Annotated in this window: 9 protein-coding genes; 4 read left to right on the top strand and 5 right to left on the bottom strand. The window is 42.5% G+C overall.

Features of this window, described 5'->3' with window-relative positions; all coding sequences use genetic code 11:
* Positions 1 to 12 precede the first annotated feature (12 nt).
* The 4 genes from bamJ to C825_RS01000 all read right to left on the bottom strand — a co-directional run bounded on the left by bamJ (position 13) and on the right by C825_RS01000 (position 8,206).
* Positions 13 to 615, bottom strand: coding sequence for a BamJ family beta-barrel-assembly machinery protein (bamJ, locus tag C825_RS01015; protein WP_010801047.1), 603 nt, complete (start codon positions 613 to 615; stop codon positions 13 to 15).
* A 4-nt stretch (positions 616 to 619) separates the two neighbouring features.
* Positions 620 to 2,164, bottom strand: coding sequence for a glycine--tRNA ligase (locus C825_RS01010; protein WP_010801046.1), 1,545 nt, complete (start codon positions 2,162 to 2,164; stop codon positions 620 to 622).
* 1,073 nt (positions 2,165 to 3,237) lie between these two features.
* On the bottom strand, positions 3,238 to 4,899 hold the full coding sequence (locus tag C825_RS01005; RefSeq protein WP_010801045.1) for a SusD/RagB family nutrient-binding outer membrane lipoprotein: 1,662 nt from the start codon (positions 4,897 to 4,899) through the stop codon (positions 3,238 to 3,240).
* A gap of 16 nt (positions 4,900 to 4,915) precedes the next feature.
* A complete protein-coding gene (locus C825_RS01000) occupies positions 4,916 to 8,206 on the bottom strand; it encodes a SusC/RagA family TonB-linked outer membrane protein (protein ID WP_010801044.1) in 3,291 nt (1,096 codons plus the stop codon).
* 579 nt (positions 8,207 to 8,785) lie between these two features.
* Between C825_RS01000 and C825_RS00995 the strand changes: the two genes are divergently transcribed.
* From C825_RS00995 to C825_RS00985, 3 genes are all read left to right on the top strand, one after another.
* Positions 8,786 to 9,340: an NAD(P)H-dependent oxidoreductase gene (locus C825_RS00995; protein WP_009860299.1), complete on the top strand. Its 555-nt coding sequence runs from the start codon at positions 8,786 to 8,788 to the stop codon at positions 9,338 to 9,340.
* 125 nt (positions 9,341 to 9,465) lie between these two features.
* Positions 9,466 to 10,902: a Gfo/Idh/MocA family oxidoreductase gene (locus C825_RS00990; protein ID WP_009860298.1), complete on the top strand. Its 1,437-nt coding sequence runs from the start codon at positions 9,466 to 9,468 to the stop codon at positions 10,900 to 10,902.
* Between the two features lie 436 nt (positions 10,903 to 11,338).
* Positions 11,339 to 11,935 carry an HU family DNA-binding protein gene (locus C825_RS00985; protein WP_010801043.1) on the top strand — a complete coding sequence of 199 codons (597 nt, stop codon included), beginning with the start codon at positions 11,339 to 11,341 and terminating at the stop codon, positions 11,933 to 11,935.
* 44 nt (positions 11,936 to 11,979) lie between these two features.
* Here the strand turns inward: C825_RS00985 and C825_RS00980 are convergent, their stop codons facing one another.
* Positions 11,980 to 13,287, bottom strand: coding sequence for an ATP-binding protein (locus C825_RS00980; protein WP_010801042.1), 1,308 nt, complete (start codon positions 13,285 to 13,287; stop codon positions 11,980 to 11,982).
* Between the two features lie 186 nt (positions 13,288 to 13,473).
* Here C825_RS00980 and C825_RS00975 point away from each other — a divergent pair, with 186 nt between their 5' ends.
* Positions 13,474 to 15,357, top strand: coding sequence for a coiled-coil domain-containing protein (locus C825_RS00975; RefSeq protein ID WP_010801041.1), 1,884 nt, complete (start codon positions 13,474 to 13,476; stop codon positions 15,355 to 15,357).
* The last annotated feature ends 133 nt before the right edge of the window (positions 15,358 to 15,490 follow it).

Here is a 15,490-nt window from a genome sequence, read left to right as displayed (position 1 = left end):
TATAAGAACGGATTAAGTTGTACCGGCAACTTCGGCTGTCCGCTCTACTACTTCAATTTCAAAAACTAAAGTAGAGTAGGCAGGGATAGTAACATTCCCGGCGCTGTCTTTTTTGTCAACCGAACCATAACCTAGTCTTTGAGGAATCCAGACTTCCCATTTCTCGCCTACTTTCATATTTTGCAGAGCGATAGTCCATCCTGATATGGGACTGGGAATTCCTGTTCCATAATAACTATTGTAGTTTGAAGAGGCTGTACTGACAGCCCATTCGGAAGGTGATCCGTCTTCTAATTCTTTCTTATCGAAATATTCACCATCCTCGCTGTTAGGGAACCATCCTTTGTAATAAACAGTGACACGACTGTTGTAATAGATTGGAATTTCAGGTTTATCTGCTTCTTTGAGCCTTTTAGCATAAATGAAATCTTCTCCGGCTCCCTGTATGCTTACCTTAAAGAAATCCGGGTCATTAGCCTTCGCCGCGAAAGCCTGTTCGTTTTCCAGCTTGTAGGCTTCAACGGCTACATCATCACTATCATCGTCATCTTTACAGGAAGTAAAGACGGCAGACATACAAAAAATCATCAACGCGAATTGCAGGTACTTCTTCATTTAATTATTCAGTTATCTTTTTTAATAAAGTCTTCAGGCTTACCTTTTCAGAGATAATATCGTGCAGCTTGTCGATGCTTACACGTTCCTGTTCCATGGTGTCACGGAAACGGATCGTTACACAATTATCCTTCAAAGTATCATGGTCAACTGTAATACAGTACGGAGTTCCAATAGCATCCTGACGGCGGTAACGTTTACCGATAGAATCTTTTTCATCATACTGGCAACGAAAGTCGAACTTCAGCATGTTGACGATCTCTTCAGCCTTTTCAGGAAGCCCGTCTTTTTTCACCAGTGGCAATACGGCGAGTTTGATAGGAGCCAGGGCTGCCGGCAATTTCAAAACAACGCGTGTTTCACCGTTTTCAAGTGTCTCTTCGCAGTATGAACCTGCCATAACGCTCAGGAATACGCGGTCAACACCGATAGATGTTTCAATAACGTACGGAGTATAGCTTTTATTTAATTCCGGATCGAAATATTGTATTTTCTTTCCTGAGAACTTTTCGTGCTGGCTCAGGTCGAAGTCTGTGCGGCTATGGATACCTTCCACTTCCTTGAAACCGAACGGCATTTCATATTCGATGTCGGTAGCGGCATTGGCATAGTGGGCGAGCTTTTCGTGATCGTGGTAACGATACTTTTGGTCACCTAATCCCATAGCCTTATGCCATTTCAAGCGGGTAGACTTCCACATCTTGAACCATTCCATTTCTTCTCCCGGACGAACGAAGAACTGCATTTCCATCTGTTCGAACTCACGCATACGGAAGATGAACTGACGGGCAACGATCTCGTTACGGAACGCTTTACCGATCTGAGCGATACCGAAAGGAATCTTCATACGGCCGGTCTTCTGTACGTTGAGGAAGTTAACGAAAATACCCTGTGCCGTTTCCGGACGCAGATACACTTTCATTGCGCCGTCGGCAGTCGATCCCATGTCGGTTGCAAACATCAGGTTAAACTGGCGTACTTCCGTCCAATTGCGTGTACCGGAAATCGGGCAAACGATTTCGCAGTCCAGAATCAACTGGCGCAGGTCTTCGAAATTGGAATCGTTCATGTCTTTAGAGAAACGTTCGTGTATCTCGTTCCATTTGGCTTGGTATTCCAATACACGGCCATTGGTGGTACGGAACTGCGCTTCGTCGAATGCTTCGCCAAAACGTTTGGCGGCTTTTGCCACCTCTTTGTTTATCTTTTCTTCAATTTTTGCCAAGTGGTCTTCGATCAGTACGTCGGCGCGATAGCGTTTCTTTGAATCCTTGTTGTCGATCAAAGGGTCGTTGAATGCGTCCACATGGCCGGATGCTTTCCAGATGGTCGGGTGCATAAAAATAGCGGAGTCGATGCCTACCACATTTTCATGAAGCAGCGTCATGCTGTCCCACCAGTATTTCTTTATATTGTTTTTCAGCTCTACGCCATACTGTCCGTAATCATATACTGCTCCCAAACCGTCATATATTTCTGAAGAAGGAAATACAAATCCGTATTCTTTGCAGTGTGAAACTAATTTCTTGAAAACATCTTCTTGTGCCATAACTATATGTAATTATTATCAACCTGCAAAGTAAATGATTTTTTCTGTAAGTTATGGCATGTCTGACAGTTTATTCAGGGCAACCGCCCCAAAACAGTTCTCGCCCGAAAGAAAACGGATGGGGAACTGTTCTTTTTTGATAAGTACCATTTTGGCCGACACAAAACACCGTTTTACATGATTGAAATGGTAGTTTAAAGTCATGAAAGTCCGTGACGGAAACAATCCTCCCCCTCCATGATTTTCATACTTCTGCCTTCACACATGTAACACGCTGTATTATAGTTTATTGTGGTGAACCCTGCCTTTTCACTACTGCTTGGGGAACCGTAACAGAAAAACCTTCCGGTGAGTAGGCATCCGTTTAGGGACGGATAGTTATCCGTTGGGCAACCAATGCCTGTCCGTTGGGGAAGAACCACCCGCCTTCATACAGTCATGTAAGTAGTGCTGACACTACGATGCTGACCGCGGATGGGATAGTAGTACCGGCATGACGGTACACCTACCTTATAACGTACATACCAATAGGATATAGGGGACCGGACGCTACTTTACAGGGTATAATCTGCCGGAATATAGGGGAAAAACCGTACGTATTCTTGGGAAAAGCCGTACGCATTTGTTCGAACAACATTTTATCACCCTTTACTCTTTCTTCACTACAAATAACTGTTTTATAATATGTTATAGACGGTGAAAGGTGAAATTAAATTTATAAAACTCCATTGGGAGATTGATTTTTTACAAAAAACGAGGACTTTTTGAAGCTCCAAAAGTCTTTGCTGCCCTTTTTCAAACAATTTAGTGCGGTTGCCCTGCAGTTTATTAACGTGGTATCTTGATTTGAATGTTTCCTTGTATCATGATTCCCTCTTTTATTGTTTGAGAATAGATCGGGGATATTGTAAGAAGTATGAAGACTATATAAAGTAACTGTTTGAGGTTATGTCTATTCATGATTATAACACTATAAAGTTAATGTGTAGAGTCAATAACCAAAGAGAGGTGGCCATCACGGTCACCTCTCTCGTTTCACCAATCATTATGTTGAATATTTAGTTTGGAGTTTTCTAATTTTCCCACCAAACACGGCCATGTTCACTATCCAAACGACCGAAGTTAGATTCCTTTTGCATATCTTCCAAGCGTTTTACTTGGTTAGCATAGTTAGGAGAACCATCTGCCGGCATAGTGAATTTTTTGCGACGCGGAACTTGTTGTAATTCGCCGTACACATGGATCGGTTCCCAAGTAACCAAAGTAGAGGTTGTACTCGGATAGCCTACACGTTTGTACATCGCCCACGATTCATTGTTGTTCTTGAAGTGTTCTATCCAAGTCTGGCAATAAATCTGTTCTTTAGCCATAGCGCTGTTCCAAGCAATTCCTTCCTGTGCCATGTATTCGTCGATTTCAGCTTCTGTAATGGCTTCGTAGTTGTTGATTTTGCAGTAGTCGGCAATCTTGCTCCAGAATTTCAAAGAAGCTCTTACACCCTCTTCGTACCATTCCTGTGCGCTTTTCGTATTAGCCACACCTTCCAATGTAAATTCGGCAGCCATAAAGCAGAAGTCTGCATAAGTCACCAATGGCACCCAGCCGCCTGCTGTACCTTCATCCTGTGCCCCTTTCCACAGACGAGTCTGTGGTCTGTTCATCGGGCGCATATCGATATCATCCAGATAACGCGAAGTACGACAAACATCTTCTGCCTGCAAATCATAGCTTACGTGACCACCTTCCCAACGGCTCAAATTGGTAGGAATGATTTGTTTGGGAGTTGTTGTTTCCAGTGCGTTGAATGCAGCGACATTTTCCGGAGTCAGGTTGTTGATCTGGAAGAAAAGACGTTTACGTGGGTCGTTGTATTTTTTCAGATAATTCATGAAGCAGACAGAAGCACGGTCCATGTCAATGACTGAATGCCAGTCGCCCAATGTAGTCCAGTGATTATCGAAATAAAGGACGAAACTATCGTCAATGTTGTCGAATATATTACCGGATGACAATATTTCTCGTGCAATGGCTTTAGCCTCTTCCGGTTTCCGGTTCAACAGACGTAATGCCAAGCGCAGGCGTACAGCGTTAACGGCTTTCACCCATTTAGTCATATCGCCATTATACGCCAGGTCGTAATTTTTGAAAGAAATCTGGTTCGTAGCGGTAGCCAGCTTATTGGCAGCTTCTTTCAGTTCCTGATTCCAGATGGTGTACAACTCTTCTTGTGTTTGAAATGCCGGTTCGAGGATTTCCGGACGTCCGTTACGTGTTCCCCAGGCATCTGTATAAGCCAATGAACCGTATACATCGGAGGTCTGGATACCTTTGGTGATCAGCAGGACACGAGCCACTTCTATCAAGTTGCTATAAGCAGCTTCCTGTTCCGGTAAATTTGTTTGGATGTAATAAGGGATATGTGTTGCGTACTTTCCGGCAGTATTATAGTTGCCATAGACTGTACCACCCCATCCGGCACACTCTGTAAAGTTTGTCGTTCCGTACCCCCAGATACCTGTACAATACTGCATCCAGCGTAAACGACAGGCATAAGAATCTGCCCAGGTTTCTCCGGCATTGAGCATCGCATTTTCTACCTGATAGAGGTATACTTCCGGATCGACCTCATACACCGTATCGGGATTTTTATTGATTTCGGTAAAATCTGCATCGCAAGAGGTCAATGCAGCCATAGATGCTAAAGCACCGAAAATATAATATTTAATCTTTTTCATTTGACTATACGTTTGATTAGAATGAAACATTAACACTGAAGCCGATGTTACGTGAGAATACCGCACCACCACTTTCCATATATTCGGAACTGTAAGTTGTATTCAAACCTTCCGGATGAATGTTGTCGGGCAAGCTGTTATACAGGAAACCCAGGTTACGTGCCATCAAGCCTACACTGACATTCTGCATATATGCTTTTTCTACCCATTTTTTAGGTAATTGCCAATGTACGGAGACTTCACGCAGCGCAATCCATGAACATTTGTGGATACCTTCTTCGCGGATACCGCCAGACCAACTATATACATTGTCGTAATACTTGTAGGCCGACAGCGGTTCAACCAATCCTTTTTCGTAAGCAGCCTGATAGCTCATGCCGGATACATCCTGTCCCTTGATTTCTGTGCCGGGCATGAATACACCTTCCGGAATGACACCATCGTTAACGGTTCTCCCGTCGGCCAATGTACGAGGTAGACCGCCATATTGTGTATCGCGACCAGCCAGTGAAGACTTGATATTACCGGAATTCATACCATAGTAATAACTTGCAGAGAAGATGTCACCACCGAAACGGGCATCAATTACAGCATTCAACGTAACGCCCTTCCAACTTACGGAAGTATTAGCACCCCACAAGAATTTGGGTTGCAAGGAACCGATCTTTACACTTTCGTTTGAACGAGGATAAGAACCGTCTGCATTTAATAGTTTTTCGCCCTTTTCATTACGTGTGTAACCGTATGAAGTATAGATATCACCGTAAGAACCGCCAACGGTTGCCCATCCCTGCGTATCTGTACCGCCACCTACTAACTGATACTTGTCGACACCTTCAAACAGGGAAACAATTTTGTTTGTATTGCGTGTCAAGTTGAAAGACAAGTCCCAACGCCAGTCTTTTGTTTCGATCGGAGTACCGGTGATCAATAACTCGATACCCTTATTCTGGATATCACCGGCATTGATCCAGCGTTTGCCTACACCCGACTCAGATGCGATCGGTAATCCCAGGATTTGGTTCTTCGTATTGGTCTTATACCAAGCAAAGTCGAAACCTAAGCGGTTCTTCAGGAAACGCATATCCAAACCAACTTCGATAGAGTGTTGTTTTTCAGGTTTCAAATCCAGGTTAGGCAATTCATCCTTGTCAAATTTGTAATACGGATAAGTTCCGCTACTTAATTGATTATCGAATGTATTGTCGAAAGCATAGTAACCTGTACCTGTTGTTAAATACGGTGCACAGTCATTACCCACAATGGCGTAAGAAGCTCTTAACTTACCGAAAGAGATGAACTCCGGCATGTGTTCACGCAGACCTTCAACAAACAACCAAGAGGCACCTACCGACGGATAGAAGTAAGAGGTATTTCCGGTTCCGTTCTGATAGATCAATGCAGACGACCAATCGTTACGTCCGGTGATATCCAAGAAGTAAACGCCTTTGTAGTCCATATTGGTAAACGCATAGATTGAATTGATACGTTTACGGCTGGTATTGTATCTCACGCTTGTTTCGGCACGTTGCACAGAGTTGGTCATGTCGAACAGGCCGGGTACACGCAAACCGTTCTTCGAGTCGGTTTTATGGTATCCGCTGCGAGTATCCCACTGCTCAACTGCCACACTACCACTGATGTTGAAGTCTTCGAACGAATGGTTGGCCGTCAACATACCGGTAATTTTGTACTGGTCTTTCTTGTTTTCATGGATCTTGTAAGCTGCCCCATCGTACTTGCTGGCGCCTGTTGCCATTACTTTTGACTCGTTGGTAGTGTACAATTTATAGATGTCACCTTTTACTTTTACAGATAACCAATCCAACAGTTTCAGATCCAGGTTCAAGTATCCGCGCACGCTCATTTCATCTTGTGTGTAGATGTTTTCCAAGTAATCGTAGATGGTTTTAGAGTATCCGTATGGGTCCATCGAGTTGTAACCGTCGCCTGCCGGGCTGATGTATTTTTTATCTTTCAGCCAATAGTCTGTGTCATATTCGCGGGCGATGCTGTACATGAAGTCGTAGATCGGCGATCCAGCTCCACCCTGCCGAGTCGGGTTTTGTGCCGTTGATTCGATATAAGAGAAACCGCCTTCTGCTTTCAAACGAGAACTAATATCGTGTGAGGCGTTTAAGCTGAATGAATTACGTTTGAACTCATTGTTGAAAGTCAAACCATCGGAATTCAGATTTGAATAAGAAAAACGGAATGCACTTTTTTCAGAACCACCTTGCAATGCCACATTTGTGTTCATGTAACGGCCGGTCTTATACAAATTCTGCAAGTTGTTTGTTTTTGCAGAATAGATCATTTCCTGACCGTCCACATAGAACGGCTTGCCGTCGAAACGCGGTCCGAAACTACGTCCGGCCGAGGTATAACGGTTTTCAGAACCGTCATCATTCAACGCCCAAACGGGGGATGAACCGGAACCGAATTCGTTTTGCAAATCAGGGGTTGCATAGATCTTTTCCCACTGTTGCGTGTGAGAAACAGAGATACCGATACCTTCTCCTTTGCGTCCTTTCTTGGTGGTGATCAAGATCACACCGTTTGCTGCACGTGAACCGTAAAGGGCAGTAGCGGCGGCACCTTTCAAGACAGACATAGACTCGAAGTCGTCGGAGTTCAAGTTTTTCAGGTCATTACCCCAGTCTTGGCCCTGGCCGGTTTTTGTTACTTCATTGTCGATGATAATACCGTCGATAACGAAAATCGGCTGGTTGTTACCGCCCAATGAGGTGTTACCACGAATAATGATGCGTTGTGAAGATTGCGGGCCGGAGTTACCCATGTTAATCTGTACACCGGCAACCTTACCTTGCAAACCATTGATCGGGTTAGGAGAGTTTACTTTGGCGATTTCATCTCCTTTCAGTTCTGTCATGGCGTAACCCAGTGATTTTTTGTCACGCGACATACCCAGGGCTGTTACCACAACTTCATCTAGGGCTTGTGAATCTTCTTCCAGAAGAATTTTCATTGTCGTTTGTCCCGTGTAGGCGATTTCTTTTGTTTTGTATCCGACAAAAGAGATTTGTAGGACTTGACCTTTTTTGACGTTATCCAGTGTAAATTTACCGTCAAGATCAGTCATAATACCATTAGTGGTGCCTTTGATTACCACAGAAGCTCCAATTACCGGACCTAATGCGTCTTCTACGACTCCGGTTACTTTCCCACTCTGTTGGGAAATGTTTACACTTTGCCTGTCGGGCAATACGTCGGCGTAGACTCCTATCGGAGATGCTAATGCACCGGCAAGCAAAATCAAGCTTGGAAATTTCAATTTTTTAGACATAAGCGTTTGATTTATAAGTAAAAATAGATGTGTGTATAATGTGTTTCAGCATCAATTAAATTATTATCATAGTTCTAGTAGAACTATGGAATTATGTCAAAAAGAAAGTATGATGAATTGCTTAAAATAGGATAAATCTATTTTAAATTAGTTAACCGCCAGCTTGTGTGCGCTAAAAGGGTTAATTTTGTCACAAATTAGTTGTAATTAATTATAAAAAAATGAGGTCAGAAATGAGATGTTAACTGCTAATCTATTTTTTGATAGATATTATGAATTAGTTCTACTAGAACAATATCATTTAGAAAAATGTAAAATGCTGACTATATATTTATAGTTCATTTGTTTGCCTTAATTTTTAATTTACAGTATCGAGTCTTTTTTGAATGTTTCGATATGTTAAATATTCTATTGTCTGCTATTTTTCTCTCCTGCTGAAATGCTTTTTTATGTAATCAATTGTTATTTAGATAATGCTGGTAATTTTAATCTAAATCTCCCTGATGTATTTTCATGGATTTGTTTAGCTTTGTGAAAGCTTATGTTTTAATACGATTTTACATTATAAAACACAATAATATGAATGACGTTTCAAAAAAAGTAGTAGTTCTTTTGGCTCATCCCAATCTGAAAGAATCACAGGCTAACAAGGCTTTAGCCGATGCGGTAAAAGATATCGATGGCGTGATGGTATACGATCTGTATGAATATCAGGATCAGTCTTTTGATGTAAATGTGTGGAGCACGATTATATCCGATGCTTCCATGGTGGTCTTTCAATTTCCTTTCCACTGGATGTCAGCACCTTCGTTGTTGAAAAGATGGCTGGACGAGGTCTTTACTTCCCTGGCAAAGACACCAGCTGTAGCCGGCAAGCCGTTGCAGATCGTCACTACAACAGGTTCGGAGTATGCCGCTTACCGTAGCGGAGGCAGGAATTGTTTCACGATGGATGAACTTCTGCGTCCTTATCAGGGATGTGCAATACATGCCGGAATGACCTGGCAGACGCCATTGGTGGTTTATGGCATGGGAAGTGCCGATGCTTCCAGGAATATAGCAACAGGTGTCGAGGTTTACAGAAAGATGGTGGAAACGGTACTGGCTGACCATACGGTGAATAATGCCTGGTAAAGTTTTCGGATAATTAATGAACTTTCTGCCTTAATTCCTTTCAAATCAACAAAAAATATCTATTTTTGCGAAGTTGATGTTTTTAATGTTTGCGCAGACAATATTAATTATCTAAATAGAATACCATGAAATCAGAAGACATCTCACGTCGCTCGTTCCTGAAACGGGCATTGGCATTATCGGCAGCTACTGCAATACCTTCGTTTTGGATCCCTTCGAAGGCTGGTGCAATGCCGGGTGTACCGTTCGTTAGTGCGAACGAGAAAGTTAATATCGCATTTATTGGCATTGGTAACCGGGGTGGTGAAATTGCCAAGGAATTGTATAAGACCGGATTGTGTAATGTTGTAGCCCTTTGCGATGTGGATATGGGGGCGAAGCATACGCAGGAACTGATCTCCATGTTCCCGAAAGTTCCCCGTTATCAGGATTTCCGTAAGATGTTCGATCAGATGGCGGATAAGATCGATGCTGTGACGGTGGGGGTTCCCGACCATGCCCATTTCCCGATCACAATCGAGGCAATGGCCCACGGCAAACATGTATATGTTGAAAAACCGATGGCGCGTACTTTCCAGGAAATAGAACTGATGATGCGCGGTGAAAAGAAATATGGCGTGGTCACACAGATGGGTAACCAGGGACATTCCGAAGCCAATTATTTCCAGTTCAAGGCATGGAAAGAAGCTGGTCTGATAAAGGATGTAACAGCTATCACCGCTCATATGAACTCTCCGCGTCGTTGGCACGGATGGAATCCGAATATCAAGCATATGCCGATGGGAGAACCGATTCCTGAAACAATGGATTGGGATACCTGGCTGGGGGTAGTGCAGCATCATGACTATAACCATGATTATCACATGGGACAATGGCGTTGTTGGTATGACTTCGGTATGGGTGCGCTGGGTGACTGGGGTGCACATATTCTGGATACGGCACACGAATTCCTGGATATGGGATTGCCTACAGAGATCAACCCGTTGTATCTGAAAGATCATAATAAATTCTTCTTCCCGATGTCGTCGACTATCCTGTTCAAATTCCCCGAAAGAGGCGATATGCCGGGAATAGATGTTACCTGGTACGATGGTCTGGATAATATCCCTCCTGTTCCTGAAAACTTCGGTTCTTCGGATGTCGATCCGAATATTCCGACTGTAGCCGGTGGCAAACTGCAATTGATGAAACTGAATCCGGGTAAGGAAATTTATACGAAGACGCTGACATTCAAAGGAGGTTCTCATGGAAGTACATTGTCTGTCATCCCGGATAAGATTGCCAAGGAAATGAATCCAACCCTTCCCGAATACCAGAAGAGTCCTTCCAACCATTACGCGAACTTCCTGTTGGCTTGCCAGGGCAAGGAAAAGCCCCGTTCACCGTTCTCTATCGCCGGTCCGCTGAGCCAGGTATTCTGCCTGGGTGTATTGGCACAGCGCCTGAACCGTAAGTTAGTTCTCGACCGCACCACCAAAGAGATCGTCAACGACAGCTTCGCCAACCAGATGCTGAGCGGACAGCCGCCACGCAAAGGATGGGAAGAGTATTATAATGTATAGTGTTGGTTATATAGAATAATTTAGTTAGTAGCCAAAGTAGATCACTCAGATTCTGCTTTGGCTACTGATTCTTTCATGACTCTGTATCGTTATAATAATATTTTGTTCATTGCAAATGAATAAAAAACGATATTTTTACTCATTCTGAATGAATGAAATTTAGTTCGTAATTTGCGGGATTGAAACAGGGGTAGTCTATTTAACCTAAAAATATCCTGTTCCGGCGAATAATTTATCCCTTTCCTTCGTATATTTGTACCGCAACAAACTGATTGTCGATTGGTTTCGATAAGATTATCGATAGCCATCAGTAATTTTACGGACAGCTATCAGTTATATTACTGATGGCTGTCGGCAATAAGTTAGTAAGGCATAAAATTTAGTACAGTATGGCATCCCGAAAAATATCGTACGTAACCTTTTAAATCAAATTCCCATGAGTATCAAATTCAGTGTTTATAAGACTCCCCGGCCTAAAGGGAGTAAAGATAACTTAGAACATGCACGTCTTGTTTCGAGAGGAACAAAAGGTCTTGAAGAGATATGCAGAGATCTCTCGGATGCTTGCACGGTTAATTCGGCCGATATAAAAGGTGTGCTGGAAGCATTGACCGTATATATGGGCAGGGAGCTTGGCTATGGATATAGTATCGAGTTGGATGGGATCGGGCATTTCTCCCCGGCGTTGCGTACCCGGAAAATTTCTGAGGAAAACGGAAAAATCAGGTTTAGTGTTTCTGTCGACGGGGTGAATTTTCGCTGTTCCAACCGTTTGAAGGAGATGGTTAAAGAAGAACGTCCCAAGAAAGTAAAAAGGGAAAATGTTTCTTCCGAACCCATCGAAACCCGGAAAGAAAAGATGTTGGAATATATCCGCAAGCATGAAAGCATCAATGAATCGGATTATGCAGAGTTGAACAATTCTACTCGTTACCGGGCAGGCAAAGAGCTGAAACAGTTTTTGGAAGAAGGTATCATCCGTGAGATGGGATATAAAACGCACAGGGTTTATGTGTTGGCCGCGAAGGAGTAAAGTACTTTTTTCCCTTCGCATGTTTTCCCGGGAGCAGACTTACCTTACATGTCATCAGGAGAAAAACCTTTATATTCTATTGTGTACTTTTTATGGCTTGCAGCAATATTTTTGGCTTTATATTCTAATGTCCCTAAGTTGATCTCGTTAGGATTGTGTTTTACTTCACCGATGACCATTCTCTTATTGAATTCGTCTACGGCAACGATATCTATTTCGTTTTTATTTCCGTTTTCCCAATAAGAACCGATAGCAGACCATTCTTTGGATAAGATTAGCTGGTCTCGGAAATATTTTTCAAGTATTCGTCCTATATATGTGTTGTAATCTCTTTCTACCACCTGTCGAATGAATCCCAGATTGGATATTTCTACTGCGCTTCTGTATTTGTAAATAAAGCGAAACCAGAAGTTCAGGAAATTGTCATCAATATAATAACGGATCTGCCGGGTATTCGGCTTTGAAAATATTGGACTGGTACGGGTAATGACATTAAAGTCTTCTTCCAATGTTTTTAATTGGGGACCGACTGAAACACCTAATTCGCCTTCGATTTCCGGTCGGGATGTTTTAGAAGAGGCTATTAGGGAAAGAATAGAGAAATAAACAGTATAATCTTTTCCAAATTCTTCTATGAGAACATTTTTCCCTTCCTCTAAAAAGAAAGAGTTTTCGCTGAAAATAGTATCCAGTATTTTCTCTTTTGTAAAAGCTTTGCTCTTGATTAATAGTTCTATATACCGTGCAACACCTCCGGTTACTGTATAAAAAGCCAGTAAATCTTCCGGAGTGAAAGATGGGAAATGATCTCTTATGATATCTTTTATCACATCTACTGTGAATGGGCGTAACACAATGCGATGATCGGCTCGTTGGAATAGTGGTTCCCGGGAGTTTTCGAATATGCGTTTCATGAGTGAATAGATCGAGCCGCAAAGTACTAAGTTTATTTTTGCGTGATCTTTCATTTCATCCCATACATTTTGCATTTCGCTGTAAATGGCGGGATTAATATAATAGAATTCCTGAAATTCATCTATTACCAATGTAAAGTTTTGTTCAGTTGATATGCGCATCAGATATCGGAATAAATCCCGGAAGTTACGGTATTCAAGGATATCTGTACCTAATATGTCTTTGGCAATTGCTACAAATTCTTCGCAGAGAAGTACTTCATTCTTTTTAGTACAGAAGAAGTAAATCATCTTTTTGTTTTCGAAAGCTTTCTTAATCAATGTAGTCTTTCCGACACGCCGGCGCCCGATTACAATTGTCATTTGTGCTGCTTCGGCAGACAACTCTTCCCAGTCATGTAGTAATTGTAATTCTTTATTTCTATTGTAAAATTTCATAAGCTATCCTTCTATTGTAGTCAATATTACTGTAACTTTCGCTACAATAATGCAAATGTAGTTATAATATGCTTATTATGAAATAATTATAATGATATTTTTGAGGTAAACCGGTCAGACTTTATTCACAGGCTTCTTTTGCCGGGGTATTATCATTATCTTTGTAGCCTTTCTAATAACGCTCGTATGAAATACATCTGCTGTCTGATCTTGTTCTTTACTGTCCTTTTACCTTCCTGTCAGTGGGGACGGCAGGAGGCTTTCTTTCCGGATGAAGGTTTGGCTGAACGTCTGTTGCGGGAAAATCCGGACAGCCTGGCGATGATACTGGAAGAGCAGGTCGTTCCAGCTGAACTCTCGGATAGCCTTCGGGCGGAATATGGCTGGTGGATCACCCGGCTGCATCAACGACAGGGACGGAATATGGTGAATGATTCGCTGATTCATTATACACTTCGTTGTTATGAGCAACAACAATCCCCTCGTCTGACAGAAGCATATATGTTAGCTGCTATGCAGGTGAACTATTCGGGAGATAAAAGGGAAGAGGCTAAAGAGTTTATTTCAAAAGGAATACAGATTGCAGCAAACAATAAAGATACCACTTTGCTGGTGGAGCTTGCTTCGACTCTGGGTTATCATGATCTGCTTCCGGGGAATCTTTCTCTGGTACCTGAAGACGTTAAGCACATTATATTCGATTATTATGCTTTAGATTCGTTGCAGATGATTCATTGTTTGTATGGTCTCGGTTGTTATTATGCTTCCCGGCAGGAACCGGATTCAATGGAGCATTATATGATACGGGCACTAAAACTGGCGGAAGAGCTGCGAGTTGATAACAGTTCGATTCTCCGTAATTATATAGATGGTTTGAATGCTTTCCATCAGAGTGAAAAGGCTTTGCCGCTGATGAGGAAGTTTGATCGGGAATATCCTCCGAAACATCTGCATGATAGTATTGTGAAGACTGCTACTTATGTATGTCTTTGGTTAAATCTGGGGAAATTGGATTCTGCGGAGGTTTACCTGAAACAATTGGAACATTGTTGCGATTTAATCCCCCGGGATTATTACGGGAACGGATATCGTACCTCTTTTTTTTATGTGGAGAAACTGCTTCGTAGTGTTTATGATGTAAAGAAGAATAATGCTCTGAATATCATTGCTGTCTATGATTTTTGTGAAAAGGTGGCATCGGTGGAAAGAAGGAATGTGGCAATAGAAAAAGAGCGGTTGTTTGTACAGAACCAACTGGAACGGAGGAATCTGAATCTGAAGATTCAAAAAGACCGGAACCACCGCCTGGCTCTTTATATTCTGTCGGCAGCCGCTTGCCTGATTTTCTTCCTGGCTTATTTATACCAACGTAAATTGTTGAAGAAGGAACGTTTTATCCGGCAGATGAGAGAGCAGATGCGACTGCATCAAATTGCATTAAGCGAAAAGGAACAGCTGATCCGGCAAAATGAGGAGGCGATCGAACAATTGTCAGCCCGCCAGTCGGAGCAGGAGGAAATAGCCGAACAGCAATTGAACGACCAGTTCTCTGAAATTGAACGGATTCGTCAGGAGAATGAGCTATTGAACCGGGAAAAGAAGCAGCTGCAACAGGAAATGGCCCGATATGCTCAGAATATCCCGGAAAAAAACGTTGAAATGGATTCGTATGAGCGGATGGTCATACAAAACCAAGCGCTTACAACCAGCACGAAACAATTGTCTCTTCAGGTTATCTTGCAATATAAAGAGTTGGAACGTTTGTACAAAGGAGAAGTCCGTAATCTGTCGGATATAGACTGGCCTGCCATTTATAAATTGATAGATAAGATATTTAATAATTACACCCGGCGGCTTCGTGCTTCTTTCCCGTTGCTGACGGAGGAAGATATTCAGTGTTGCTGCCTGATTAAATTACAGCTGTCCACTTCGGCTATTGCCCGGTTGTATAGTATTGCTCCCTCTTCTGTCACCAAACGGAAACAGCGTATAAAGGAGCGGATTAATCAGGGAAAAAATGAGTTGATCGGGAAGGATCAGCCGACCGATGTCTATCTGTGGGGATTTTGATGGCGTGATTTGTCCACTTGAAAAATACAGATTCTTTTATTTGATTGTTTATTAATAGTTTAACTGTTCGTCATTGTACAGGTATCCGATATTCTTTGTCCACATGGAATTCAAGGTTGTCTACTGCGGAGGT

This window comes from Parabacteroides sp. ASF519, assembly GCF_000364265.2.
Classification (GTDB): Bacteria; Bacteroidota; Bacteroidia; order Bacteroidales; family Tannerellaceae; genus Parabacteroides; species Parabacteroides goldsteinii.
This window is presented reverse-complemented; position numbering and strand designations above follow the sequence as displayed.